Source organism: Maridesulfovibrio sp. (genome assembly GCF_963678865.1).
Taxonomy (GTDB): domain Bacteria; phylum Desulfobacterota; class Desulfovibrionia; order Desulfovibrionales; family Desulfovibrionaceae; genus Maridesulfovibrio.
This window is the reverse complement of the sequence record NZ_OY787459.1, coordinates 1,568,599-1,595,545: the sequence shown is the minus strand read 5'-3', so window position 1 is coordinate 1,595,545 and position 26,947 is coordinate 1,568,599. Positions and strand designations below refer to the sequence as shown.

Below are 26,947 nucleotides of genomic sequence, written 5' to 3'. Positions count from 1 at the left end.
ATGTCAAATAAATGATGTTTAATTTAATAGATATAAAATATATTGGAATAATGTTCTTAATTGTACCTATTGTCAAAAATAATAAAGATAAGGCCCGAAAGAGTCTTTCGGGCCTTATCTTTATTATTGTGATATTAGGTTAAATTAATTTTACAGTTTTAGGGGTTTACTTTTATCTTCTATATTATTGCAGATAACCCCATCCTGTCAGTCTGTCATAGGCATGTTTTGCGTAATCACCTTGATTATTGACCTTAAGAAAACGGTAATATTCATTGGCAGCCATTTCGCGGTTACCGAGAGCTTCGTAAGAAACTCCTTTGAAGAAAGTGGTCATAGGGTTGCCGGGCAGCCTTTTTTCATAGGCGTCGAAGTTGGATAGAGCCTGCCGGAAGTTGCGGTTTTCGAGGCTGAGCATCCCGGTCATGTGCAGGGCTTGCGCTTCCTGGGGGTAACGGTCTTTGGCTCGCTGGGCGTAGAGCAGTCCCTCTCTGGCTTTTCCTTGTGCCAACTGGCACTTGGACATGAGCAGCAGTCCGGCATAGTCATTTGGCGCAATACGCAAGGCATTTGTAAAATGCTCTTCAGCTTCATGGTAATTTTTTTTACCCATGGCTCCTTCGCCTTTCTGCATTTCCACAATGGCCGGTTTGAGTCTGCGGATGGAGGCAATATTGTCCATGTACCTTTCGCGCAGCAGTTTCCCTTTGCTGTCGGCGTATACGGTATCCCTTTTTTGTACAGCGGTATCGTAACGTTCAGAACTCATGGGGTGGGAGGCGAACATCTGCTGAACGAAAGACGGTTTGCTTTTGTGAAGTTTGTTAAGTTCCTCCATCAGTCCGACCATGCCCTCGGGATCGTAGCCCCTGTTGTCCATATATTCCATGCCGAGGCTGTCCGCCTGCCGTTCATCGGAACGGGAATAGCTCGCCAGAAGCATCCCGGCGCCTATTCCGCCCAGCCCGGCGGCGAGCGGCACAAGGCGCTTGTCCTGAATGGCTGCAACACCGACTCCGATAGCCACAATGCCTTGCACAGCAATGGCTGAACTCATGCGTGAAGCCGTGTGCCGGGCATTGACGTGGCCTATTTCATGACCCATGAGTGCAGCCAGTTCGGCTTCGTTTTCAAGGGTAATGAGAATACCTCGGGTGCAGGCGATGCTTCCGCCGGGAAAAGCATAGGCATTGACATAGTTGGCATTCACGCAGCGGAATGAGTAGGGCATGTCCGGCCTGTGGCTGCTGGATGAAAGGGAAATACCGACCTGTGTTACGTAGTCATTTACCCGGCTGTCCTGGACCGCGCCGTAGTCTGCAGAAAATTGGTGTGGTGAATTCTGGCGGTCCATCTGGATTTCCTGCTGTTCGGAAACCAGCATCAACTGCTGCTGCCCGGTAACCGGATTTATGGCGCACCCGCTGAGTATACCGAGTGTTCCGCCTGCAGCCAGTTTCAGGGCCTGTCTTCTGGATATTTTACATATTTTATTTTTGTTGCCCATACTGCCTCCGATAAATATTCATTATCTTAAAGATATATCCGGTCCTTACCTTTGGCAACAGTTCTCCTTCCGTGTCCAAAGCTTCAGCCTTCATGCTTATCGAAGTGTATTATTTGAGCTTGCTACCGGAACGTAGTGGAATTCTTTTATTCGCCGGGCCAATGGAGGTTGAATACACCGGTTTTGGGTCTTGAGTACAACGATTACCACTCTATTATATTCGCGTTGAATATATTGACTTGAAAGTAAATCTGTGACTTGTTTTTGACAAAAGGTCAGGTCGGTTTCCCTTATTATCCAAGCTGAAATATGGAGTCTTCATTGAATATACCTATTGAGGAGTCAGCCGGAACTACTCCTGTTCTTGAATTCAAAAATGTTTCTTTCAAATGGCCGGGGGGCAAAGGCTTAAGTGATGTTTCCTTTGCTGTGACTTCCGGGCAGTTTGTACTCATTTCCGGGCCGTCCGGGGCCGGTAAATCAACTTTGCTGCGTCTTGCTGTGCGGCTGGAGGAAGCGGAACTGGGGGAAATTTTTTTACAGGGTGAATCCATTGGTTCCATCTTTCCTCCTGAATTGCGTGCCCGTATCGGGTTTGTGCAGCAGACTCCGACGATGTTACCGGGAACCGTACGTGAAAATCTGCTTATGCCCTATACATTCAACATCAGGAAAGAGAGCACACCTCCTTCAGACAAGGAGCTTTCTCATTGGTTTGAGCGGCTGGACCTTGGTGATGTTTCTTTGGACAGCGAAGCATCGGATCTTTCAGTGGGACAGCAGCAAAGACTTTCTCTGATCCGTTCTGTGCTGCCAAAACCTGTAGCTATCTGTTTTGACGAACCCACCAGTTCTCTTGACCGTGAAAGCCGGGTTCGGGTGGAGGAGATTGCCGAAGAATTGGCTGCGGAAGGGATTATTGTGCTCATGGTCAATCACACCAGCTATCACCCCGGTTGCCCGCACATGCATCTGATTGTTGCTGACGGAAAAGTGGAGGTCATCTCATGAGCAGTGAATTTATTTCCATTTCCTGGGTCCAGTTGCTGATCTCGTTGAGTCTTGTGTCCGTGTCCGGTGTGTTGTCCATTTATTACAAACTCAAGTTGGAAAAGGATCTGGCAATCGGCGTATTGCGGGCATTTGTACAGCTACTGACCATGGGCTATCTGCTGAAAATCCTGTTCGGCTTGAACAGTGCCGTGCTGGTACTGGCTCTTTATCTGGGTATGACCCTGTTCTCGGTCAACATTATCCACGGCCGGGTCAAGGAGAAAAATGTCTCTTACCTCATGCCCACCGGGTTGGCGGTCATGTTCAGCTATTCGTTGGTTACCATTTTGGTTACCAAGGTGGTCATCGGTGCCCATCCGTGGTGGGACCCGCAGTATTTTATTCCTATTGGAGGTATGATTGCGGGTAATTCGATGAATTCTCTGGCCCTTACCCTTGAACGCTTTTTCTCTGAATTGAAGAACCGCCGCAATGAAGTGGAAATGATGCTTTGCCATGGCGCGGATTACAAGGAAGCCACTGTGGATATTTTCCGTGGTGCTTTGCGGGCGGGGATGATCCCGGCTGTAAATTCGTTAATGGGCGTGGGGTTGGTTTTTCTGCCCGGCATGATGACCGGTCAGATTCTGGCCGGAGCCGACCCTGAAGAGGCTGTCCGCTATCAGATTGTGGTCATGTTTATGTTGGTGGCTTCCACAGCATTATCTTCAATTCTAGTCCTGCTGCTGGTTCGTAAGCGTTGTTTTTCTCCGGCCATGACCCTGCTCACGGGCAATAAAAAAGGATAGCCTTGAAAAGATGGTGTTTTCTCGCAAGGTAATGTATTCTTTTCGTGAAATTGTTTATGTTTTGTTTAATGGGGCGGGGATTCCGAAGTTTAGTCCGTCTGTGTTCTTCAGGGGGTATTCTTGTATTATTTTAGTGATGCGTTCGAGGCTATATTTGCCAATAATAATCTGTGCAGAAAATTCATTGAAGCTTCCCCCGATGCTATTGTCATAACCGATATTGAGGGAAATGTCCTTGCCGGTAATTCTCGGGCTGCACAGTTGTTCGGGTATGTCGAGAAGAGTTTTTTCCCACCTAACGTAAACGATTGTTACAAGAGTTCTGAGGACCGGAAACGTATAATCGATATGCTTGCCAATGATGGGCTTGTGCAGGATTTCCAAACAGTTGTTTTGGACCGGGCCGGAAAGCCGATAAGCATCAGTCTCAGTGCTTCGGTGATGTCCGTGGGGGAGCACGATATTCATATTTCCATCCTCAGGGATATTTCGGAACGCAAGAAAAATGAGATTGCGTTGCGTGATGGTGAGAAGAATGCCCGCTTGAATGAAACCCGATTTGAAGCTCTTTATTCACTTGCCGGCATGGGCGAAGCTCCTTTGAAAGAACTTTACGATTCTGCTTTGGAAGCTGCGGTAAAAATTACCGGCAGTGAGATAGGGTACATATATTTTATCAGTGACGATGAGTCTGAACTCAGCATTTATGCATGGTCGCATAATGTCATGCCCCAGTGCTCGGTTGAATACGTTCCCGGTAGCTATCATGTATCCGCAACCGGACTTTGGGGTGATGCAGTCAGGCAGCGTCGGCCTATAATCGTAAATGATTATGAGAATTGTGAAGACAAGAAAGGACTTCCCCAGGGGCATGTCTCCATCAGGCGGCACATGAATGTTCCGCTTTTTGACAATGGGAAGATAGTCATACTTATAGGTGTCGGTAATAAAGAAGAAGAGTATGATGAAGAGGATGTGCGTCAGTTGAGTCTCCTTGCCGACGGTATGTTGAACATTGTCCGCCGCAAGGAAGCTGATGCGGCCCTGAGGCATGCTTACAGTGAAATGGAAGAGAAAGTGGAGAAACGGACAGAGGAATTAAGCAGTGCTCTGGCGGATCTCAGATTGGTAAACAAGGAAATGGCTAATGAGGTCGATCAGCGCAGAGTTGCAGAGAAAAAACTGCGCCTGTTCAAGAGGCTGGTTGAACTCAGCCCGGATATGGTCGCTCTTGTTAATTCAAAATATACTTATGTAATGGTCAATGACTCATACGTAAGACTGTTTGATAAACCCAAAGACTTTTTCATTGGTAAGTCCATATTCGATGTTGCCGGAAAGGAAGTCTTTCATGTCCACTCCAGGACATTGATCGATTCAGTTCTTGCCGGAAGTACTGGTCGTTTCGAATCATGGGTCGAGCTGCCCCGCCTGGGTAAGCGGTTTTTCTCCGTGGTATACCATCCTGTTGAATCGACGGTGGATGGAGAGCGACTGGTCAGTATAACCGCTCATGATATTAGCGTGCAGAGGGAAATGCTTGAGGAAGTGAAACGTCTGGCCAGTACAGACCACCTGACCGGAACGAACAACAGGCGTTCTTTTATGAAACGTGCTGAAATCGAGTTTGATCGTTTGGAGCGGTATGGCGGTGAACTCTATCTCATGATGCTTGATATTGATCATTTCAAAAACATTAATGACACTTATGGACACAATGTCGGTGATGTTGTGCTTAAGGAGTTTGTCTCCTGCTGTATTTCTACTTTGCGCACGTCAGATGTTTTTAGCCGTGTGGGCGGCGAAGAGTTTGCGGCTCTGCTCATACATGGAAGCGTTAAAGATGCTCAGATGGTAGCCGAGAGACTGCGTAAGTCGGTGGAGAACATGGAAGTAAGGGCCGGGCAGCATGTCGTAAAGTTAACCGTAAGCATCGGGCTTGCCGTGGTTTCTAAAAAATCAAATGTGGAGACAATTTTGAAGAGAGCTGACAAGTGTCTCTACCAGGCCAAGGCCGAAGGGCGAAATCGGGTTGTCTCTTATTGTACCGAATCTGAATAATGAAAAAAGCCGGTGTGTACTGTTTTGCACACACCGGCATGGATTTAAGCTGATTTCATCTGATTGATAATGGTTTTAAGCTGCTGGGCCTGCATAGCGAGATCTGAAACAGCCTCTGCAGACTGGCGCATTGCACTGTTGGTTTCCATTGATATGGTGTTGATCTCATCTACTGCTCTGTTGATTTGTTCAGAAGTAGCGGACTGTTCCTCACATGCTGCCGCAATTCCTTGAATCTGCTCGGAAACAGTATCGTTAAGTGACAAAATCCCGTGCAGGGAATCCCCGGCTTCCTTGGCCATTTCCGATACGGTACCGATTTCATGGACAGTGTTTGAGCATTGCTTGATGCTTTGCTCCGTTCCGCGCTGAATTTCGCCGATTGCCGACTCAACTTCATTTGTGGCGATCATGGTTTTTTCAGCCAGTTTGCGCACTTCGTCCGCCACAACAGCAAAACCGCGTCCGGCTTCCCCGGCCCGTGCAGCCTCAATGGCCGCATTGAGAGCCAACAGGTTGGTCTGGTCGGCAATGTCCGAGATTACATCAATTATCTGCCCGATTTTCTCGGCGCTGACGCCCAGTTCTTCCATCTCTTTTTCAAGGGTTTCAGAGTAGCTTTGGACAGTTCCGATTTCTTCAACCATTTTCTTAACAACAGCAGCACCATCGGTGGCGGTCTCACTTGCTTCCCCGGCGGTTGAAGAGGCTTCACCCGAGTTACGGGCCACTTCAAGTACGGAAGCGTTCATCTGCTCCATGGCAGTTGCCGTTTCCGCTGTCCTTTGAGACTGCATGTCGGAACCGGTTGCAGATTGTTCAATCTGAGCTGAAAGTTCTTCAGATGCCGTAGATATAATAGCGACAACATCTTCAAGTTCTCCGGCTGCCTGATGCATACCTTCGCGTCTTGCATTTTCAGCCGCTTTACGTGCTTCCTCTGCTTCGTGGGTGGCCTGCTGTGCTTTTTCAGTTTCTTCCGCAGCCAAACGGGTCTGGTCCTGAGCTTCGTTGATCTTTTCTTTGAGGGTGACAACCATGGCATTCAGGTTGTCGGCCAAAACTCCCACCTCGTCGCGCGTAGTGATTTCAAGAACATGATCAAGATCGCCTTCTGCCACACGAGTGGCGTACCCCGTGGCCTCTACAATGGGGCGGGACATCTTCCGGGCATAGAGCCAGGCCGCAAGCATGATCAGGGGCAGGATCACCGAAATAACCATTAAAGAAGAAATCTCAACATTGTGTTGGGCAGTGATCATGGTCTCAATGGGCATGCCGATGAACCACATACCTATATTCTTCCCGTCCATAGCTTTGATAGGCCAGTACGCTGTCTGATAGTCAATGCCGAGGATATTGTTGCGAGCGAGAAATGTTTTCCCTTGGTCGATAACAGTGGCAGTAACTGCGGGGTTAGTCATTTTAGTACCCACTGCACGTCGGTTGTTTTTCACAATAGTGGTCATTTCGCGGGTGTCGCCGTTAAAAACAGTCACTTCGAGGTTGCTGAAGCGTTTGATGTCGTCAACAAAATTTTCGTCTGAAAGGGAGGTCCCAAGAGAAATGGTTCCGATTATCTGACCGTTTTCTCTGATAGGAGCTGTCGCCCGCAGAGAGAAGGGTATTTCCTTACCCTTGATGATACCGGATGTTACTCTTCCGCGCAGCGCGTTCTGCACAGTCCCGTGCGACGTTGCGCTGTCACCGTAACTGTCGGCATGGGCTCGTCCCAGAACTATGCCGTTTGCATCAGTCAGGGTCAGAAATTCTGATTCAGTTTCCGCCATCAGTGAACGGAGTTTATTGCGAAGTTCTGTTTTATCTCCCTGCTTGATGACTTCGATGATATCAATGTTCCGGGCCATCAATTCCACCTTTTCACGAAACCCTTTGGACATGCTGTCAATGTGGCGGTCGATAACTTTTTTCATGGTCGAAATGTTTCGGATTGATTCTTTGGAAAATCCTTCGCTCACGTAATAGCTGACAGTCATAAAGATCGATGCGGCAGTCACTAAAGTTATAGCCACGGATATTAGAACAATTTTATTGCGGATCGAAAAATTCATGACTCTCCTTTTGTGTAAAATTTTTTTGTATTGAAAAAGATTCCTTTAGATTTTTAACAAAATTATAGCCAATTTAATATGAAATTAACCCTGCATTTGATGTTATTTTATGCATTTTCATAGAAACTTAGAGCTCTTTCAGTAAAACGTGCAATTATAAAATGTATCTATTCTCTTGTTTATCTATAGAAAAACATAATAACATGCAGTTATTCCTTATGAAATAGTAGCTGGATGTTTTGTTAGTATATTGCGCTAAGTGTATGATAATGAACAAAATAAGTCTCAAGTTATAGATAGATTAATCTTAGGTCCTAAAAAGAAGACAGTTGCAGGCATGCTTTTAAAATAAAAAAACCAAGAATCTGTTGAGCTAGTGAGATGTGTCTTGTTTTTAGGACTCCATTTTTTCAGACTTTGTGCAAAAAAGAACAAAAGGGCGTAAGCCGTTTTTCAGATTTAAATTATAATATTTTTTTCACAAAGATTTCATATTCAAATAAAGTTTCATTATTTAAGTATGTTGAGTGGTCAAAATAATTATCATAATTAGATATTATAAACGTGTGGTATGGTACTTGCTTATTTAAAAACGTTTGAATGATTAATCAATCGAATTCAGCACTTGCGTTCCTGTGCACGCGGTTTCAAGAGGTCGATTGTCGGCGTTGGTCATAGGTTAAGATGGTATTCCCTACTTGACCCAATCGGTATTTTTTGAAAAGGGTTACTCCGAAATTGCTACTGAATGATTGACCAATCATTATCCGCTTCTCAATTTCGTTTTCTTGTAACATCTTACCCCAACAGGATGTTGAAAGGGGAATTTCGGAGCGGAATGAATCTTTCTTAAAGGCTGTGGATAGAGGGTTCCATACACTTTAAAGATTTACCGGAGGATGAAACTGCAAATTGATGCATTAGGTATTGCTTCTAATCGGTAGTTTCCGGCCTTAGCGCCTTAATCTTGAATCTTTCTAAATCCAAGGATTGATCCGTTGAAGAACAGATATATCCCAATAACTTTAATTGTTGCTGTTTTAGCCGTTGCGGCTGCAGCCGGTTTCCTTTTCCCGCCCGCTGTGCAGGAGAACCCGGCCCGTGTCGTGCTGGACAACAGCGGCGGCAGGGTTATCTTTGCCCATTTTGCCCATGCCAATGAGTATGGTTACGAATGCTCGGATTGTCACCATGACGACATCGGGCAGGAAACTCCCATTGCTTGTGGCAACTGCCACCCGGTTGCGTTTGACGCTAAGTTCAGGGCTGAACACCAGAAGAATTTTCCCAGTGAAGAAGCGTGTCTGCGCTGTCACGATGATGTTCCTTCCGGTCCCCTCGCAGAAGAGGACAAGCCTGATACTGAGAACATTCCCTTGCGGGCCGAAGCGTTCCACACCCAGTGTATGGGTTGCCACGAAAGTGACGGAGGCCCCTATGGTGAAGATTCCTGTTACGATTGCCATGCGAGGTAGGTCTTATGCTTAGAATTCACTATTCCCTTGAATCAGATGTCCAGAAGACTATCACCGACATCACTGCGCCTGCGGAACTCAATATTTCCATGCGCAACAAGATTCTGAAGATCAAGAAAGGCCAGAAGCTTGCAGCAGGGCAACTCCTTGCCGAACGTCCTTCAAAATACGGCGCTGTCTGCAGCGCGGCTCTTTCCGGTAAAGCCACCACGGTCAACTATCATCACCTGACTATCAAGTCCGACGGCGGTGAGGATTGTGTTGAACCTGTTGATGTAAAATCCATGGGACCGGGTAAAGATCTGCTGCGGACTTTGCAGGAACTCGGCCTCAATGTTGCCGTCCTTTCTTCCCGCGCCGACAATCTGGTTATCAACGGTCTTAACCCCGAGCCGGGTATCTCAGTCGCCGAGCAGTTGCTCAAGGATGAGAAAGCGACAATTGAGGCCGGTCTGCGCCTTGCTGAAACATTGATCACCCCGATGCACACCACTTTGGCTGTTGCCGCAGGTTCCCACTATGAGCTTGCCGGGGCGGAGCGTGTTTTCGTAAAACCCAAATATCCCAATTCACTCGACGCCCTTGTGGTCAAGAAAGTCACCGGAAAGGAATTTCCTGATGACACCAAAGTGATCAGCGTCATGGATCTATATAATCTCGGCAGGGTTTACGAAACCGGAATGCCCATCACCGACACAATTATGACCATCGGTGACAATAACTACCGCGTGCTTTTCGGAACTCCGGTGTCCCACATCTGTAATGAGCTGGGTATTGAAGTTAAGTCCGGCGATAAGGTTGTCCTTGACGGTCCTTTCCGTGGTGAAGCTGTTTACAGCCTTGATGAAGGTGTCAAGAAGGGCGATTACGGGTTGTTCGTTATCCCCGAAGGAACCTTCCCTTCCATTGAAGACGCAACCTGCATTAACTGCGGCGAGTGTGTGCTCAGCTGTCCGGCCAGAATCCTGCCGAACATGCTCAGCCGTTATGCCGAGTACGAAATGTTTGAAATGGCTGAAAAGCATAATCTGCACAGCTGTTTTGAATGCGGTCTCTGCTCCTTCAACTGTACCGTCCGCCGTCCCATCCTGCAGTACATCCGTTTTGCAAAGGATCAGCTCCGGACAAGCGGTCAGGCAGAAAAGGCATAGGTGAGGCGCTTCGCGCTATTGATGATTTGATTTCGCCTCCGGCGGCCAAAGGGACTAAGCTCCTTTGGAATCCCTATTAGAAGGTTCTGTAATTCTTATATCCTTTTGCAAAAGGGTATAAGGCTCCCGGCAGGTTCGCTGAAGGCAATCCTGATGTAAGACCGGGTTAACCTGCTTAAAATGTTGATTGAATAATCATACAGGGATGCACGGATCGCGGTTAAACATACAAGTTTCAAGGGTTAAAATATGACTCCTCCAGTAATTAAAGCAATGTCCGACATTGCGGTAAGACTCACGGTTTCGCCTGCCCCGCACTGGCGCAGTAAGCGCACCGTGGAGAAGATGATGCAGTATCATCTTCTGGCTCTGGTTCCCGCACTGCTCATGGCGTTCAATATGTTCGGCCTGCCCGCTCTCGCGACTGTAGGGCTTGCCGGTGCAGTTGCCGTCATCACCGAGGCAGTTTGTCTCAGGATGCAGGAACGGGATGTGAATGTAGATAACTTTTCTGCTCTTTACGAAGGCATAATCTTCGCTTTTCTGCTCCCTGCGGGCGCAGCATGGTGGATGGTAGCCTGCGGTGCAGCAATCACTATTGTTCTGGGCCGCACTGTTTTCGGCGGCTTTGGCTGCAATCCCATCTGCGCGCCTCTGATCGGCTGGGCTTTCTGTCGTCTTTCCTGGCCTGCTGCCATGGATATTGATGCCAATCTGGCCCACTTTATGATCAACGCTCCTCTGGACCAGCTCAAGCATTTCGGTCTCGATACCCTTGAGCAGTTCAACTATACAGACCTCTTCCTCGGCAGGCAGCTTGGCGGACTGGGGGCATCCCAGATTATCGCAGTGCTGGCCGGAGGTATTTTCCTCGTAGCCACTAAGTGGGTACGAGTGTTCATCCCAGTATCCTTTCTCGTGGGTGTAGCTGCTACGGCGACCATCTTCTGGGTGATCGACCCCGAAGTATACGCCAACCCGCTTTTCCATTTGCTGACCGGATCAGTGATGTTCGGAGCCTTCTTCCTCGCACCTGATGTGTCTTCCAGCCCGGTGGGCATTATCCCGCAGGTCCTTTTTGGACTGATTGCCGGAGCTATGGTGATCATCATCCGTGTATACGGCATCTACCCCGACGGCGTGCCTTTTGCCATCATGGTGGCAAACCTGCTTACCCCCCTGCTGGACCGTGTGCGTCCCAAACCTTTCGGAGGCAAGTAACCATGCGCGAAATACTCCATATGCTCGTGGTCCTTTCCATCATCTGTGCCACCTCCGGTGCGGTGCTGGTTAACCTGAAGCAGGCCACCAAATCCCAGATCGAACAGCAGGTCCTGACCTACGTACAAGGCCCAGCGCTGTTATCAGTACTTGAAAATCGCGACAACGATCCCATCAAGGAACGTGTTAAAATAAATGATGTGACCGTCTTCCCTGCCAAGAAGGACGGCAAGCTGGTCGGCATCGCCATCGAAGCCTTTGCTCCCGGTTATTCCGGCGATATCGGTGTCATGGTCGGTTTTGATGTTGATAAGGACGAACTGCTCGGCATCGGCATCACCACCCAGACTGAAACTCCCGGTCTCGGTACCAAGGTGACGAAACCTTCTTTTACCGACAGGTTTAAAAAGCACGGGCTTGATTCCATGCAGCTATCCCAGAAGGGTGGGGACATCGACTCCATTGCCGGGGCTACCTACTCCTCTACGGGTACTGTGGACGCCGTGCGCAAGGCCATTGAGGTCTACCAGACCATCAAGCCTGAGATCACCAACATCTGGAAGAACTCCTAGGAGAAACCATGAGCCGTTTAGTAAAAGAATTTGCAAAAGGACTCTGGGCCGAACTCCCCCCTTTCAGGGTGCTTCTCGGTCTGTGTCCGACACTGGCTGTTACCTCTACCGCTGAAAACGGTCTGGGGATGGGGATGGCGGTTGTCTTTGTACTGACCATGTCCAACCTGATCATTTCCTGTCTCAGGAAAATTATCCCGGCAAAAGTACGTATTGCCTGCTTTATTGTTATCGCAGCTTCTCTTGTTGTCGCTGTTGAATTGCTCATGCAGGCCTATACTTATCCGCTTTACCAGAAGCTGGGTATTTTTGTTCCTCTTATTGTTGTTAACTGCCTTATTCTTGGCCGTGCAGAAGCATTTGCTTCCAAGAACGGGGTGATACTTTCCATTGCCGATGCACTGGGGATGGGGCTGGGTTTTACCCTTTCTCTTACCTTTCTGGGGGCTGTCCGTGAAATACTCGGCAATGGCACGGTGTTCGGTGTTCCGGTTATGTGGGAATCCTTTAATCCCGCAGCAGTCATGGTCATGGCTCCCGGTGCTTTCGTCGGCCTTGGTGTAATCCTCGCCGGTATGAATGCATTCAACAGGTATCAGAGCCGCAAACGTGGCGAGACCCCGCCGGATGTTATGAATTCCTCCTGTGCCCATTGCGGTGCCTGCGGCAAAATCGAAAACCTCAAGGATAAATAGGGGAGAGTGGTAACATGGAATACTTTCTGCTTTTTATCTCCGCCATTTTCATCAACAACATCGTACTGGTTCAGTACCTTGGCGCATGTCCCTTCATGGGAACCTCCAAGTCTACCGATGTTGCCCTTGGAATGGGTGGAGCGGTCATATTTGTAATTATGATGGCAACTGCCATCACTTGGCCCCTGCACCAGTACGTGCTTATCCCTAACGGCATCGAGTATCTGCAGACCATTGTTTTTATTCTGGTTATTGCTTCTCTGGTGCAGTTTGTCGAGATGTTCCTTAAAAAGGTCATCCCGCCCCTGTACAAGTCTCTGGGACTTTTCCTTCCGCTGATCACCACCAACTGTGCAGTACTCGGTGTGGCAATTATGGTTCAGCGCAACGGATATTCTTTCATCAAGTCCGTGATGTATGCACTTGCATCCGGTATCGGTTTCCTGATCGCTCTGGTCATTATTTCATCAATCCGTGAAAGACTGGACATTGCTCCGGTTCCCCATGTTTTCAGAGGCGTACCTATCGCACTGATTATGGCTGGAATCATGTCTCTGGCCTTTTTCGCCTTCAAGGGCATGGCTGCTTAACAGGTTAAGCAAGGAGAATATTTAGTTATGGTTACTTCTTCTATATTGGTCCTATTTCTGCTCGGTCTTACCGCAGCTGCCATACTGGCTGCCGCATCCAAAGTGCTGCATGTTGAGGAGGACCCCCGCATTGCTGAAGTCGAAGGTTGTTTCCCCGGCGCAAACTGCGGTGGTTGCGGATTCCCCGGCTGTTCTGCTGCTGCAGGTGCCATTGTGAAGGGTGAGGCTGCCCCTGAAATATGTGTTGCCGGTGGACCTGAAATTGCCGAGAACATCGCAGCAATTATGGGTCTTGAAGCATCTTTCAAGGAACCCAAGGTTGCCAACAATATCTGCACTGGCGGTTCCCGCGCAAACCTGCTTTTCGATTACGAAGGTGTTGAGGATTGCCGTGCGGAAGCACTGCTTTACGGCGGTGAGAAATCCTGCGGCCTCGGTTGCCTCGGGCTTGGTTCCTGCGTAAAGGTCTGCGGCTTTGATGCCATCCGCCTCAACGAAGAGGGCGTGCCTGTCGTCGATATGAACGCCTGTGTTTCCTGCGGTAAATGTGCCGAAGTCTGCCCTACCGGAGCTATCCGCGTAAGCGGCATGACCATGGACCTGCTCCATCTCAACCAAATCGACGATTGTCTGGCGCCTTGCATGCAGAAATGCCCGGCCCAGATCGACGTTCGTACTTATATCAACCAGATGAAGAACGGCGATATGAGAGGCGCACTGCTGACCATGAAGGAACGCAACCCGCTGCCGCTTGCTGTGGGACGTCTCTGCCCCGCACCGTGCGAAACCATCTGTCGCCGCAACATCGCTGACGACGGTGTGGCCATCCACACCCTGCACCGTTTCGTGGCTGACTGGGAAATGAATTCCGGCAACCGCGTAAACCTGAACTGCAACCCGCCGTCCGGCCATAAAGTGGCAATTATCGGTTCCGGTCCCGCAGGTCTTTCCGCTGCCTACTTCCTGCGCCGTATCGGTCACGAACCCGTGATCTTTGAAAAGCGTGAAGAAATCGGCGGTATGATGAAGGGTGTTATTCCCGAGTACCGTCTGCCATCCAAAGTTGTTGACTGGGAAGTTCAGACCATCCTCGACCTCGGTGTTGAAGTTAAAAACGGCGTTGAGTTCGGTAAGGATATTACCTTTGAAACTCTTGAGCGTGACGGCTTTGAAGCAGTGTTTATTGCAACCGGTGCCTGGAAAGTTCCCGCTCTGAAGCTTGAGAACGCAGATGCGGAAGGTGTTATGGATGCAGTCACCTTCCTCGAAGAAGTTGGCAAGTCCATCACAGACCTCAAAGGCAAGAAGGTCGTGGTCATCGGCGATACCAATACCGCCATGGACGTTGTTCGCAGTGCTGCACGTCTCCACTGCAATGTGACCTCTCTCGTGGGCTGCATCCAGCGCAAGATGTCCGCCAACAAAAATGAAGTTAAACGCGCTGCCGAGCTGGGTAGCGAACTGCTCTTTCTGACAAAGCCCTCCCGCTTTATTGCTGAGAACGGCAAGGTCAGTGGAGTGGAATATATTGAAGTTCAGTACAAGGACCCCAAGAAGGCTCTTGGCGACCCTCTGCCTGTTGAAGGAACTGAAAAGACTATTGAAGCCGATCTGGTTGTGATCGCTACTGATCGTGTGCCGGATATGACCCCGTTCATGAATGCTGAAGGCGAAATCCCCTTCAAACTCAATAAGAAGACCGGCGGCATTGACTGTGACAAGACCTCCATGCAGACCTCCATGCCCAACGTATTTGTCGGCGGTGAACTGCATACCGGTCGTTCCATCATTATTCAGGCTGTTGCTGACGGACGTATGGCTGCCCGTGGAATCCATCACTTCGTTACCGAAGGAGAGATTCCTGAACCCAAGAATCCGCAGCTGCGTGTTATCCCTGAATCTATCCTCAAAAATATGGACGTGACCTACACCATCCCGAGAATCAAAGTTCCCGAGATCACTGTTGAAGAGCGTAAGTCCACATTTAAGGAAGAAGTTAAAGGCTCCATTGTCTACGAAGCAGCCCGCAAGGAAGGCAGCCGCTGTCTGCGTTGCGGCCTGACCTGTTACGATGCCGAAGCCGGTGCGGAATACGCACAGGATACGGATGTGCAGAAGTTCAGCGAGCTGGGCAAGGAGTAAGGGTTAAGTCATGGAAAATGCGGTTAGACGTTCATTCGCCAGATCATTCGGCTCCATAGGATCGAAGGCGGCCTTAATTGCCCATCCTCTCGGTGCGGCAATGAAATTGGCTGAAACCCTGCGGATCGGGGACCGGAGACATAAATTCAGTGCGACCCGTTCTCTCATGGGAACACAGGTCAGCATTGTTGCCCTGCACCTGTCCAAGGAGGCAGCGCAGAGTGCCGTAGCTGCGGCGTTCAGCGAGATCGAGCGTCTTTCCGCAATCTTTGACCGCCGTCAACCAGGTTCTCCTGTTTCACAACTCAATGAAACCGGAAAGCTGAGTGATGTTCCCCCTGAACTCTTTGAGGTAATGGGCAAGGCTCAGGCATATTATCACCGTTCCGGCGGGACATTTGATTTAACTGTAATGCCTGTTATTGAAATGCTGCAAAATCATATGGACCCCAAGGGCAGGCTGTCGCTTTCCCAGAGTGACTTCGATGATGCTATGGCCCTTGTAGGTTCTAATTTTGTGCATATTTCCAGAAATGGAATCAGCTTTGATAGAAATTCCATGTCCGTCACCATGGACGGCATAGGCCGAGGCTACATAGTGGACCGTGCCTCAGATATCATGGTTGAAAACGGAGTGGAGAACCATCTCATCATTGCGGGCGGGGATATCCGTGCCCGTGGTGAACGTACTCCGGGCCAGCCATGGATTGTCGCCATAGAAGATCTATCCGGCAAGGGAAGATATCCGGCAGTTATTCAGCTCAAGAATGCTGCTGTGGCAACTTCCGGAGGCTGCGAATTCTACTTGGATGCCGAACGCTACCATTACCATGTTCCAAAACCTGTAAATGCACAGTCTCATGGTCACGGGTGTCAGATCAGCCTCTCGGTTGCGGCACCTACAGTGATGGAGGCTGACGCGCTTTCCACTTCGGCATTTGTTATGAATCCGCAGGGCGCTATTCGCTTCATCAACGCGCAAAAAGAAAGTGAATGCCTGATCTCCGGTTTATCCGGTGTAAAGATGACGTCCCGTAACTGGGAAAGTCTGGTCGGGATTTAAAAAGATATAAAGTCGATCCCGGAGGTCGGGGAACTAAATAATACCTCCTAAATGAAAGGTTCCCCGAAACTGCAAGGGGCTAAATTAAAATGATACCTGTCAGATCCAACCTGCTGGATTTGGTTTTCAGGAAGTATTTTAATTAGCTCAGGGCAACAACGCAGTAACTGCGGGATGCGACATCCTCATACATGGGATGATACCTCGCCCCCATGAAAGTCGATCGGGCCGGAAGCTCACTCTTCCGGCCCGTACTTTTTTATTCTTAATATTCAGTGTAAATTCTGTTTACTTACTTGCAGGTTTGTTTTGGGCATGGGCCATCAGTTTTTTTGCTTCCTGCTCAACTACAGGTTTTCCGAGATAAAAGCCCTGTACAACATCACATCCCTGTTCAATAACTATTTGTAATTGTTCTTCTGTCTCAACCCTTTCAGCCACAGCTTCCATGTTCAGACCATGGGCAAGGTTTATAATTGATTTGAACAGGTTCCTTTTGTTGGGTTCTTGCTCAATGTTCTGAATAAAGCTCATATCGATTTTCAAACAGTGAGCCGGGAAGTTGCTGGGTACCTGTATAAGTCAATTATTCCTGCAGAAATATTCTATCTTATAGAGTGCTCTTATCTGGCATTATTTAATCTGTTCAGGTAAAGTAGGATTGTATTGCCATTTAAGCGCATAGCAATATGGTTTCAGAAAATATATTGTCACTGTTTTTTAACTGGACATTAATAGGAATGGTTACTAGGTATATGCATAGTTTTTGTAAAGACGCAAAGCTGTCGCTTTACATCAAAAATAATTTGTTTTTAAATTTATCAAGGCTAATTAATTGACTGATAATTTATTTTTTTAACTAAATTCAGCAGGTTTATGTATGAATATTTCTACCCGCCTTAAAATATCTTCTTTCGTTCTTGGTTTTATCCCAGCAATCATCGGCATCATCCTTTTTGCCTTCAGCCCCGATTTTGTCATCGGCTCGGTTTCTTCAATAGTCTTGATCTGCGGAATCCTGATCAGCCTGCTGCTGACTGTCTTCATCGTCTATAACATCAGTCGTAATGTAATCTCACCGATTGAAAATTTGAGGGATTATGCCGTCGATATCCAGAAAGGACGGTCGAATAATGCCTGTTCCGGTTTTTATATGCATGAATTGGAGGAGCTTAAGATTGCAGTCTGTTCTATGGTTGCCAGTCTGGAAGAAGCTAACAGCCGGGCCGAAACTCTGAGAGAAGAGGCGCGCAGTAAAACAGCAGACATAGAAGCTGCCTTGCAGGTCAGCCGTGATAAGGAAGCGGAAACGCTGAAACTTATTACTTCCATGCGTAAGGTTGCGGATAAAGCCGGTAATTCGTCTGAACGTATTTTTTTGGATATTAATGATCTCAGTGAGCGGATTGAGAAGGTCGGCGGGGGAGTTGAACTCCAGCGTGACCGTATGACCGAAACAGCTGCCGCCATGGAAGAAATGAACTCTACTGTTTCAGAAGTGGCCCGCAACGCCTCTCTTGCAGCCGGCAACGCTGATCAGTCACGGGAAAATGCTGCTACCGGAGCACGTGGCGTACATGACGCTGTGGATGCCATTAAAAAGGTTGAGGGCGAGGTTCTTTCCCTTAAGGAGACTATGAGCCGTCTTGGTGAGCGGGCCGAGAATATTGACAGGGTTATCAACGTGATCAACGATATTGCGGATCAGACCAATCTGCTGGCCCTGAATGCCGCTATTGAAGCCGCAAGAGCCGGGGAGGCCGGACGCGGATTCGCTGTAGTTGCTGATGAGGTCCGCAAGCTGGCTGAAAAAACCATGGTAGCCACCAAGGAGGTCAGTGAAGCAATTACCGATATTCAGCAGCATGCCAAGACCAACGTGGCCTCGGTGGACCGTGCAGCCGAGGATATTGTGGCCGGTACTGAAACCGCTGTTGAATCCGGCAGATATATGCAGGAAATCGTGACTATAATCGAATCCACTTCAGAGCAGGTGGAGTCTATTGCTACTGCATCAGAACAGCAGTCGGCCACCAGCGAAGAGATCAACAATGCGGTTTCGGATGTAACGCGGGTGGCTCAGGAAACTGCTGCGGAAATGGACGAAGCCCGTCAGATTCTGATTGAAGTTTCAAGTCTTGTGCAGGAACTGGATTCCTTAATTCGCGGTATGTCCGAAGGCAATCTTGATGTTGCTTCCGGTGATGAGTTGGTGACTTGGAGTGACAGGGATTTTTCCGTTAATATCAAGGCCATTGACGTTCAACACAAGAAACTGGTCAACATGATAAACGGTCTGCATAAAGCAATGCGAGACCGGGCATCTGATGCGGTTATGAAACGCCTTGTGGAAGAACTGAAAAATTACACTGTTGATCATTTCAGCACAGAGGAAAAGCTTTTTGACCGTTTCGGCTATCCCCAGAGTCCTGAACATAAGGAACTGCATGTGAATTTCGTTAATCAGGTCCTTGATTTTGAATCCGCTCTTATCAGCGGCAAGGCCAAAGTCACCATGGACGTAATGAAGTTTCTCAAGGATTGGCTGGTGCAGCATATTCAAGGTGAGGACCGCAAATATTCTCCCTTTTTGAACAGTCACGGGATCAAATAGCAGCTATGCACGAAAAGTTGCTGCCTCCCGTTTCTGCCGAAAAATCTTGACACAGTCCGAATTTGATCCGAAGAGTTGCCAGACAGAATGATCGGGCTGCGGTCAGGGTTGTAAAACAGGAGAATTGTTTATGAAAAAATATATTGCGGTACTTAAGCGGTTTAATGATTTTCAGGGCAAGGCCAGCCGTGAAGAGTTTATTCATTTTGCCTTGGTTCATTTTGCCATCCTAGGTGTTTTCTTCTTGCTCGATTTTGCTGTGGACCACCCTTTTTTTAATAAAGTAATCGATACGGTCAGCGGACTTTTTGTGATTGCTACCATGCTGCCGTGTATTGCGTTGCTGGTGCGCAGGTTTAACAGCATTAAGCAGTCCAGTCAGGAAGTAAGCGGGGATTAGGAGTAAGCAGCAGCAAAGCTAGGTTGCGCTGTTTTCGTCCATAAAGCAGTACACTGTTTCAGGCGGAACTACTACGGTAGCCACCATAGACGGTAAGGATAGACGCCTATCAGACTGGATTGGAAGAAGAGTATTCAGCGTTGGATACCATGCTGTCCTAGTATTCCAACTTCGGGGACCAGCCGGATAGCACTATTTCCTCCTTGAGTTCTGATCAGGCCGTTGAATAACCGGTATTAAATGGATACCAAGCAAGGCATAATTTACTCTTCGCCCGTGGAGGGTCTGGAAGTTCTTTCATGCAGCAGTGGCCGGGAGTTTAAAAGCCATCTGCATGAAGGCTATGTCCTATGGTTGAATTCGGAGTCTGGTGAAAAATACAGTCTCAAAGGCAGTTCTGATATTCTGCAGCCCGGATCCATCAGCATAATTGAGCCGGAAACAATTCATTCCAACAGTCCATGCTGCGCAGAACGCCGTCATCTGCGCAGTTTTTATTTTTCTGAAGAAATGGTCCGTTCCCTGAATTTAAAGTTTTTAGGTAGTGAAACAGCATCTTCTCCATTCCGCAACAATATACTGGAGAATAAGCAAATCTGGACCTCACTCTCCCGCCTGCATAATAAATTACTCGGCCCTGCAGAAAAGCTGGAAGCTGAAGAGTCCATCCTTTCCGTTCTTTCCGGTTTGTATAAAAATACTGATGACCGTAATTATGCCCCCGGCAGCGAAGACAAGCGGGTCGCTATGGTTGTTGATTATCTGCACTCCAATATCGACCGCAGCTTGGGTCTTGCTGAACTTGCTGATCTTGCCGGATGTACGGAGTTTCATTTGATCCGTATTTTTCGCAAGCATAAGGGGATATCGCCCCATTCTTTCCTTATTCAACTGCGGCTTGAAAAGGCCCGCTCCATGTTGGCTGCCTATTCCAATATTGCCGAAGCGGCAGTTTGCTGCGGTTTTTCCGACCAGAGTCATCTGACCCGGCTGTTCAAGGACAGATTCGGCCTTACGCCCCGCCAGTACCAGAAGACATTTTGATGCGTTCTCGTCTATCTGGCGTGGTCAGCAGCTTTACACCTGTCTGCTGCAAGAGCGGATACCCTGATGTGAACTTACTCCCAGTTTTACGATGAGCAGTTTGGTTCGCGGGGCAAGATCTTTGATGGTGGACATTTCCAGATGATCGTAATGATCGTGGGAAATGCCCACCGTGTCCATCTCCGGTAGATTTTCATCTTTCAATGCCTCGGCTATCGAATCGACAGATGGAGTTAGTTGATAATCACTCTGTGTTCATCATAAATTAGTCTGGTTTATGGCCTGAGTTGCAAGTTCGCCGGTTTTATTCCGTGCGGCCCTTGCTTTCCAGCTTTCCTGCAGGGAGCAAAGCGTGGGTACGACAACAAGGGTCAGTATGGTGGCTATAGCCAGCCCGAAGATTACCGCAACAGCCATCGGTCCCCACCACTGGGAGGTTTCACTACCCATGTCAAGACGCATGTTGAGGAAGTCGAAGCTGACGCCTGTTGCCATTGGAATCAGGCCCAATACAGTGGTTATTGCTGTGAGCAGCACCGGGCGGAAACGGGTCAGCCCGGCTTCAATGAGTGCTTCACGGGCGGAGCGTCCTTGTTCTTTGAGTTGCTCGTAGTAGTCGATGAGTACAATAGCGTTGTTGACCACAACCCCGGCGAGACTGAGTACTCCTACCCCGGTCATGATGACCCCGAAGGCCGTTCCGGTAACCAGCAGCCCGACCATGACCCCGCCAAGGGAGAGGATTACTGCGGTCAGGATGATGAACGGGGTGGCAATGGAGTTGAACTGGGTGACCAGTACAATGAAGATCAGGAATATAGCTCCGGCAAATGCTTTTTCGAGGAACGCGGATGCCTTGGCCTGTTCTTCCTGCTCTCCGGTAAACTTGTATGAATATCCGCGTGGCAGGTCTATGCCGGATACCGCCGCATTGATGTCCGCGATAACTTCTTCGGCGAGTCGGCCTGATACATCAGCAGAAATGGTGACCACCCGCTTCTGGTCAATGCGGTTGATGCCGCCCAGTCCGCCCCCCATGGTCACAGCGGCGAGGCTGGTAATGGGGATAGGTTCGCCATTGGGACCGGATACGGTGATGCGGCGTATATCTTCAAGGGAATCACGGTTCTGCTTGGGCAGACGGGCAATGATATCGTATTCGTCCTTACCTTCGCGATAAACTCCGACCTTGAAGCCGTTGATGGCTGTCTTTACTGCTTGAGCAATGGTGAAGGCATCAAGGCCCATGATGGCTGCTTTTTCCTTGTCCACCTCCACTCGGATTTCTGGTTTAGCGGATATATAGTTATCTTTCAGGTCAACCAGACCGGGGATATTTTTGATAGCCCGCTTGAAGGAAGCAGTAATTTCACCCAGCTTGCGCAGGTCCTTGCCGTATATTTCCATGTTGACGGCACTGCCGGTGGGAGGCCCCATTTTTTCCGGTTCAGCGCGAATTTCAGCTCCACGGATTGCATGCTGCAAGCGATCCCGTATCTCATTGGTAGTTTCGGATGAGGGGCGGCTGCGGTCCTGAATATCCAGATAGTCGAGTTTGACGAGGCTGTAGTGTGTGCCGATTTCATCAGACTGTCCTGATTCGCCGGTATTGGCGATGATGTATTCAATATCAGGGTATTCGGAAGCGATTTTTTCCACCACTTTTACAAACTGGTCCGAAGCTTCAAGATTGGTCCCGACAGGGGCTTTAATTTTGACGTCGGAACGCTTGGGTTCGGTTTTGGGCAGGAATTCCACCCCGCGTCCGAACATGCCGAAGCTGACCGTGGAGACAATGAGGAATCCGAAAGAAAAAAGCACCACCAGCAGCCTGTGATCCAGCGACCATTCAAGGATAGGGCGGTAAAGGCTTTTGAGTGTTTCCATCATGCGGTCAATGAGGCCGGGCTTATTTTTCCCATCCAGTTTGGGAACATCCTGAAATTTTGCCGAGAGCACCGGGTTAATGACCAACGCCACAAACAGTGAAGCACTCAGGGCAATGATAACTGTGATGGGCAGGTAACTCATGAATTCACCCATTATTCCGGGCCAGAAGATCATGGGGAAAAAAGCGCCCACAGTGGTCAGAGTCGAGGCTATAACCGGCCATGCGACTTCGTCGGTTGCATCCATGGCTGCCTGAAAGCGGGTTTTACCCATACCCATGTGGCGGTAGATGTTTTCAACAACAACGATACCGTTATCCACCAGCATGCCCAGACTCAGGATCAGCGAGAAAAGGATAACCATGTTCAACGTGTAAGAGAAAATTTCCAGTACGGTAAAGGTGATCAGCATGGACAGCGGGATAGCCAGCGAAACAAACAGGGCCGAACGTCCGCCGATAAAAGCGAAAACCACGATGAGTACCAGCAGCAGCCCGGAAATGATGTTGTTCTGCAGGTCCGCAACCATCTGGCGGATTTCATCGGACTGGTCAGCAGTCAGGTTGATCTTCAGGGTCGGCGGCAGAATCTGCTGTTCTTCCTTCAGAATATCCTTAACCGTATCAATGATGCGGATAATATTTTCCCCGGCCCTTTTTTTGACTTCAATGGTCACACTCTGGACACCGTTAAAGCGGCTTTTGGAGGTCGGGTCTTTGTAGTGGTCGCGGATGGTGGCGATGTCGCGCAGATAAATAGGGCGTCCATCCTTTTCGTAAACCACAATTTTATTAATTTCATCCGGGTGCTTGAAATCTTCCGGTACCCGGACAAGGTATTTCGATTTGCCGATTTCAACTGAACCGCCGGGGGTGTTTACGTTGGCATTTTTCACTGCATTGAGCAGGCTGGACAGGGGAATGTTGTAGAAAGCAACGCGGTCCATGTCGAATTCAACGTGGATTTCTCGCTCCAGCCCGCCGATGATCTTGGCGTCAAGCACACCCTGCACGGATTCAATGCGGTCTTCCAGCTGCTCTGCAAAGACTTTGAGTCGTTTAAGGGAGAACGGGCCGGAAAGAACCACGTTCAGTATGGGCTGTTCCGAGAGGTTGACTTCGTTGATGACCGGTTCGTCGGGCAGGTCATTCGGCAGGTCCGGTTTGGCCTGATCAACCTTGTCGCGGACCTTTTGCAGGGCATCGTCAATGTCTACGTCGGGGTTGAATTCAACCTTGATGATGGAAACCCCGTCATCGGAAATGGATGAGATTTCCTTGGTCCCTGATAATCCCTTCAGCTTGCGCTCAATGGGCATGGTGATCAGGGTTTCCATGTCCTCGGGAGCCACTCCCTCGAAGCTGGTCTGGACAAAGATATAGGGGATAGTGATATCCGGATCACTCTCACGGGGCAGTGATGCGTAGCTTGAAATCCCGGCTATGATGATGAAAACAAGCAGAACCATCACTGTGGACTGCCTGTTCAATGCTGCCTTGTTGATAATCACTGGGTCACCACCTTCATGCCGTCCTCAACCATGGTGTGTCCGGCTGTAATCAGCTTTTCCCCGGCCTTGAGTCCTTTGATGATCTGGGCACGGTTACCGTCAATTACACCGAGTTCAATGGTCCTGCCGTGGGCGATACCGTCTTTTTCCACGTAGATAATACGCTCCCCGCCCTGATTGATAATAGCCGAAAGAGGAGTGGTTACAGCATCGGTAACTGTGCGGCGCAGCAGGGAAACCCGGGCCAGCATTCCGGCACGGATTTCACCGTCCGTATTGTCGGTGAGTACTTTGACCCCAAAGGTTTTGGAATAACGGTCAGCTTTGAAGGATACAAAGTCGATAATCCCTTCCCATGTTTTGCCGGGCAGGGCGTCAACGGAAACGGCAACTTTCTGGCCTTTCTTGATATAGGAAATATCCATTTCCGGGACGTTGATGAAGGTTTTGATAGTGGATGAATCCACGATGTCCACCACCTGAGACCCGACTTCCAGCCGTTCCCCACGGTCAATATAGCGTTTGTTGATCACACCGGATATAGGAGCACGCACAATACCGTATTCCACATTGACCTGCATTTCTTTAAGTGAAGCCTCACTCTGTTCAAGTTCAGCCTTGATCTGGTCGTATTCTTCCTGCGCCAGCACTCCTTTGTTGAGCAGTTCCCGGCGGCGGCGCAACTGCTCAGCGGCTAGTTTTTTGGCGGCTTTGGCGCGGTCGAATTTGGCACCGCTGGAAGCTCCGTCAAGGCGGGCGATGAGTTGTCCCTTGCGAACAATGTCACCTTCCTTCACGCCCAGCCAGACTACGGTTCCGGCAGATTCAGAAGATACGGTGACGTCCTTGTCCGGCACGGTCTCTCCGGGCAGGGTCAGCATGTCTTTGATGGTAACCGGTACAACCTCAACGGTGCTGACCCGCACAGCTTTTTCCGGTGCTGCGGTGCTGGCCTCTGTCTGTTTGTCAGATTCACATCCACAAACGGCCATGAGCAGCACAGCCAATAAGATGGGGATGAAATAACTATTGCGCATGGTATTTTTCCTTAATGGCTTTCAGTGAACCGGTTATGAATGTTGTGTAGTAATCGGCCATGAATTCAAGTTTTTCTTCGGATTCAATTTCACCTTCCGGATAATGAATTATTGCCAGAAAGTGGTGTACCAGCACTCCGCTGACAGCGATGTGTGCTTGTTGGATAATGTTTTCGTCCTCGATGGGAGCCAGTATTTCGCGTACAATCGGGGTCAGGAGTTCTCCGTCAATTTCATCGTGGCACTTGAACAGTTCCGGGTCGCAGTCTTCTGAAACATATTCTTCAAAGAGCAGACGGATTTTTTTCTTTTTCCTTTTTTCCGGGTCATCGTAAGTACATAACGATCTGAATTCCCCGTAAACATAAGCTCTTAGGCGTTCTTCTATGGTGGAGACATCGGTGATGCCCTGCTGCCTGTCCGCGCCGGTCATCATTTCCTCCATCCATAATTTCAGGACCTGATGATAAAGCTTGAGCTTGTCCCCGAAATGGTAGTTTATGGCAGCTACATTAGCCTCAGCTTCGGCGCATATATCTCGCACTGTGGTGGCTTTGAATCCTTTTTCACAGAACACCCGGCTGGCGGCTTCGAGGATCCTTTCTTTGGTGTTTTGGTCGGCCATATATTATCTCCAACAATAATTTAAACGTTGTTTGAAGCCTTGTATGATTGTTGAGCAGGACAGTCAAGCAGTATTTCAAACAACGCTTAAATTATTCCCCGGAAGTGGTTTTCCAGTTGACCTGAATTTTAGCCGGGACTAAAGCTAGGGCACATTTTGAGCTTCCTTTTGTAAAACCCGTCTCAGCAATTCATTTTCTTTATCTGGCCTAGTTAATCAGAATTCTTTTAATTTATAATAAGTTGAGTTATGCCAAATTTTTTATTTATAACCATGCTTGCGGCTTTCCCTGCCTTGTCAACTGATATGTATCTTCCGGCCCTGCCTGTCATTCAGCAACTGTGGGGGATAACTCTTGTCGAGGTGAACCTGTCACTGGTGCTGTTTTTTATAGTATTCAGTTTTGCCATGCTTATTTATGGGCCGCTTTCTGATAAATACGGACGTAAGCCGGTGCTCGTAGGTGGGGTGGGGGTATATGTTCTGGGCAGTCTGTTTTGCGCCCTTTCAACCAATATCTGGTTTCTTGTTGCGGCGCGTATAGTACAGGCCTGCGGGGCTGCTTCTGCTTCGGCTCTTTCCATGGCGCTGGCCAAGGATCTCTATACCGGAAATGAGCGCCAGAAGGTGCTGGCTTATATCGGGGTCATTATTCCCCTCTGTCCCATGCTGGCTCCTATGCTGGGCAGTATGATGCTTAAGTTTTTGTCCTGGAAGTGGATTTTCGGATGTCAGGCTGTGTTGGCGTCAATGGCCTTTTACGGCACGATTGTGTTCAAGGAACCAGAGTTTGAAAAGACGTCCGGCGGGATAGGGGCCATGCTCTTCCGTTATCTGGTTGTGCTCAAAAATGTTGAGTTTACTACTTATTGCTTTGCCTTTTCTGTCATTGCCATTGGCTTTTTCGGCTTTTTGGCCGGTTCGGCTGATATTTACATACGCGGATTCGGGATGGATGAGCAGCAATATGCCATGTTTTTCGGCTTCAACTCTATCGGGTTCATGGTCGGTTCATTTACATGTTCCAGACTCTGTGTGAGCTATTCGTCCAAGTCAATTCTAGGTTTTTCTTTGGCTGGCGTTGTATTTTCCAGTCTCGGGGTCTTTTTTGCCGGCGGTTCAGAGTATTTGTTTGCTGCTCCCATGTTTCTGATAACATTCTTTATCGGGGTCAGCAGGCCAATCAGTAACCATATGATCCTTGAGACCGTGGACCGTGATATCGGATCTGCTTCAGCTCTTTTGACCTTTACATATTTTATTTTTGGTGCCTTGGCCATGGAGCTGATCTCTTTTGACTGGCCTTCTAAAATTAATATGATCGGTGTAATGGGAATAATAAGCGGGGGCATTCCGTTGCTGTCATTATTCTGGATGGCAAGGCGTAGAATGCATAGCCATGAAAAACTTCACCGATAGGCTTGCAGGCAAAGTAATATTGTCGGTCTGTTGGGAAAGTTCCGGGTAGCAAGGAACA

General features: G+C 48.7%; 22 protein-coding genes. 15 read left to right on the top strand and 7 right to left on the bottom strand.

Translation table 11 applies throughout. The features are described from left to right. Positions 1-184: 184 nt before the first annotated feature. Positions 185-1,507 (bottom strand): M48 family metalloprotease, encoded by a 1,323-nt coding sequence (locus tag ACKU41_RS07445; RefSeq protein ID WP_321404861.1) that lies wholly within the window; start codon positions 1,505-1,507, stop codon positions 185-187. Between the two features lie 321 nt (positions 1,508-1,828). On the opposite strand from ACKU41_RS07445, the gene ACKU41_RS07440 reads away from it, so the two are divergent. The 3 genes from ACKU41_RS07440 to ACKU41_RS07430 all read left to right on the top strand — a co-directional run bounded on the left by ACKU41_RS07440 (position 1,829) and on the right by ACKU41_RS07430 (position 5,370). Further along, positions 1,829-2,518, top strand: coding sequence for an ATP-binding cassette domain-containing protein (locus ACKU41_RS07440; protein WP_321404860.1), 690 nt, complete (start codon positions 1,829-1,831; stop codon positions 2,516-2,518). Next, entirely contained in the window at positions 2,515-3,309 is a 795-nt protein-coding gene (locus ACKU41_RS07435; protein WP_321404859.1) for an ABC transporter permease, read from the top strand. The genes ACKU41_RS07440 and ACKU41_RS07435 overlap by 4 nt, the downstream gene beginning before the upstream one ends. A 120-nt stretch (positions 3,310-3,429) precedes the next feature. After that, entirely contained in the window at positions 3,430-5,370 is a 1,941-nt protein-coding gene (locus ACKU41_RS07430) for a diguanylate cyclase (protein ID WP_321404858.1), read from the top strand. Between the two features lie 44 nt (positions 5,371-5,414). On the opposite strand, the gene ACKU41_RS07425 is transcribed toward ACKU41_RS07430, so the two are convergent. After that, the gene (locus ACKU41_RS07425; protein ID WP_321404857.1) at positions 5,415-7,442 is read right to left on the bottom strand and encodes a methyl-accepting chemotaxis protein; all 2,028 of its coding nucleotides are present in this window, start codon (positions 7,440-7,442) and stop codon (positions 5,415-5,417) included. Between the two features lie 998 nt (positions 7,443-8,440). Between ACKU41_RS07425 and ACKU41_RS07420 the strand changes: the two genes are divergently transcribed. The 8 genes from ACKU41_RS07420 (at position 8,441) to ACKU41_RS07385 (ending at position 16,351) form a co-directional block, all read left to right on the top strand. After that, the gene (locus ACKU41_RS07420; protein ID WP_319780706.1) at positions 8,441-8,917 is read left to right on the top strand and encodes a cytochrome c3 family protein; all 477 of its coding nucleotides are present in this window, start codon (positions 8,441-8,443) and stop codon (positions 8,915-8,917) included. Between the two features lie 5 nt (positions 8,918-8,922). After that, positions 8,923-10,068, top strand: a complete 1,146-nt coding sequence (locus ACKU41_RS07415) for a 4Fe-4S dicluster domain-containing protein (RefSeq protein WP_321404855.1) — start codon at positions 8,923-8,925, stop codon at positions 10,066-10,068. A gap of 249 nt (positions 10,069-10,317) precedes the next feature. Next, complete coding sequence (locus tag ACKU41_RS07410) at positions 10,318-11,289, top strand: RnfABCDGE type electron transport complex subunit D (RefSeq protein WP_321404854.1); 972 nt, start codon at positions 10,318-10,320, stop codon at positions 11,287-11,289. Between the two features lie 2 nt (positions 11,290-11,291). Beyond that, entirely contained in the window at positions 11,292-11,861 is a 570-nt protein-coding gene (rnfG, locus tag ACKU41_RS07405) for an RnfABCDGE type electron transport complex subunit G (RefSeq protein ID WP_321404852.1), read from the top strand. Positions 11,862-11,869: 8 nt separating this feature from the next. Continuing rightward, positions 11,870-12,556: an electron transport complex subunit E gene (locus ACKU41_RS07400; RefSeq protein ID WP_319780702.1), complete on the top strand. Its 687-nt coding sequence runs from the start codon at positions 11,870-11,872 to the stop codon at positions 12,554-12,556. A 14-nt stretch (positions 12,557-12,570) separates the two neighbouring features. Continuing rightward, entirely contained in the window at positions 12,571-13,146 is a 576-nt protein-coding gene (locus ACKU41_RS07395) for an RnfABCDGE type electron transport complex subunit A (RefSeq protein WP_319780701.1), read from the top strand. 27 nt (positions 13,147-13,173) lie between these two features. Further along, positions 13,174-15,288 carry an FAD-dependent oxidoreductase gene (locus ACKU41_RS07390; RefSeq protein ID WP_321404851.1) on the top strand — a complete coding sequence of 705 codons (2,115 nt, stop codon included), beginning with the start codon at positions 13,174-13,176 and terminating at the stop codon, positions 15,286-15,288. Positions 15,289-15,298: 10 nt separating this feature from the next. Then, positions 15,299-16,351 carry an FAD:protein FMN transferase gene (locus ACKU41_RS07385; protein WP_321404849.1) on the top strand — a complete coding sequence of 351 codons (1,053 nt, stop codon included), beginning with the start codon at positions 15,299-15,301 and terminating at the stop codon, positions 16,349-16,351. A gap of 288 nt (positions 16,352-16,639) precedes the next feature. Here ACKU41_RS07385 and ACKU41_RS07380 read toward each other — a convergent pair whose 3' ends face one another. Next, a complete protein-coding gene (locus ACKU41_RS07380; protein WP_321404847.1) occupies positions 16,640-16,885 on the bottom strand; it encodes an EAL domain-containing protein in 246 nt (81 codons plus the stop codon). Between the two features lie 346 nt (positions 16,886-17,231). Between ACKU41_RS07380 and ACKU41_RS07375 the strand changes: the two genes are divergently transcribed. The 3 genes from ACKU41_RS07375 (at position 17,232) to ACKU41_RS07365 (ending at position 20,409) form a co-directional block, all read left to right on the top strand. Further along, positions 17,232-18,965, top strand: coding sequence for a bacteriohemerythrin (locus ACKU41_RS07375; RefSeq protein ID WP_319780698.1), 1,734 nt, complete (start codon positions 17,232-17,234; stop codon positions 18,963-18,965). A gap of 130 nt (positions 18,966-19,095) precedes the next feature. Continuing rightward, complete coding sequence (locus ACKU41_RS07370; protein ID WP_321404846.1) at positions 19,096-19,365, top strand: DUF805 domain-containing protein; 270 nt, start codon at positions 19,096-19,098, stop codon at positions 19,363-19,365. A gap of 240 nt (positions 19,366-19,605) precedes the next feature. Beyond that, positions 19,606-20,409 carry an AraC family transcriptional regulator gene (locus tag ACKU41_RS07365; protein ID WP_321404845.1) on the top strand — a complete coding sequence of 268 codons (804 nt, stop codon included), beginning with the start codon at positions 19,606-19,608 and terminating at the stop codon, positions 20,407-20,409. A gap of 33 nt (positions 20,410-20,442) precedes the next feature. Here the strand turns inward: ACKU41_RS07365 and ACKU41_RS07360 are convergent, their stop codons facing one another. Genes ACKU41_RS07360 through ACKU41_RS07345 form a run of 4 tightly spaced genes read right to left on the bottom strand, consistent with a single transcriptional unit; the run spans position 20,443 to position 25,470 of the window. Further along, positions 20,443-20,613, bottom strand: a complete 171-nt coding sequence (locus ACKU41_RS07360; protein WP_321404843.1) for a hypothetical protein — start codon at positions 20,611-20,613, stop codon at positions 20,443-20,445. A 54-nt stretch (positions 20,614-20,667) separates the two neighbouring features. Further along, positions 20,668-23,808, bottom strand: coding sequence for an efflux RND transporter permease subunit (locus ACKU41_RS07355; RefSeq protein ID WP_319780693.1), 3,141 nt, complete (start codon positions 23,806-23,808; stop codon positions 20,668-20,670). Next, positions 23,805-24,845 carry an efflux RND transporter periplasmic adaptor subunit gene (locus tag ACKU41_RS07350; RefSeq protein ID WP_319780692.1) on the bottom strand — a complete coding sequence of 347 codons (1,041 nt, stop codon included), beginning with the start codon at positions 24,843-24,845 and terminating at the stop codon, positions 23,805-23,807. Before ACKU41_RS07350 ends, ACKU41_RS07355 begins: the two co-directional genes overlap by 4 nt. After that, complete coding sequence (locus tag ACKU41_RS07345) at positions 24,835-25,470, bottom strand: TetR/AcrR family transcriptional regulator (protein ID WP_319780691.1); 636 nt, start codon at positions 25,468-25,470, stop codon at positions 24,835-24,837. Before ACKU41_RS07345 ends, ACKU41_RS07350 begins: the two co-directional genes overlap by 11 nt. A 249-nt stretch (positions 25,471-25,719) precedes the next feature. Between ACKU41_RS07345 and ACKU41_RS07340 the strand changes: the two genes are divergently transcribed. Then, positions 25,720-26,889 (top strand): Bcr/CflA family efflux MFS transporter, encoded by a 1,170-nt coding sequence (locus ACKU41_RS07340; RefSeq protein ID WP_321404841.1) that lies wholly within the window; start codon positions 25,720-25,722, stop codon positions 26,887-26,889. Positions 26,890-26,947 lie beyond the last annotated feature (58 nt).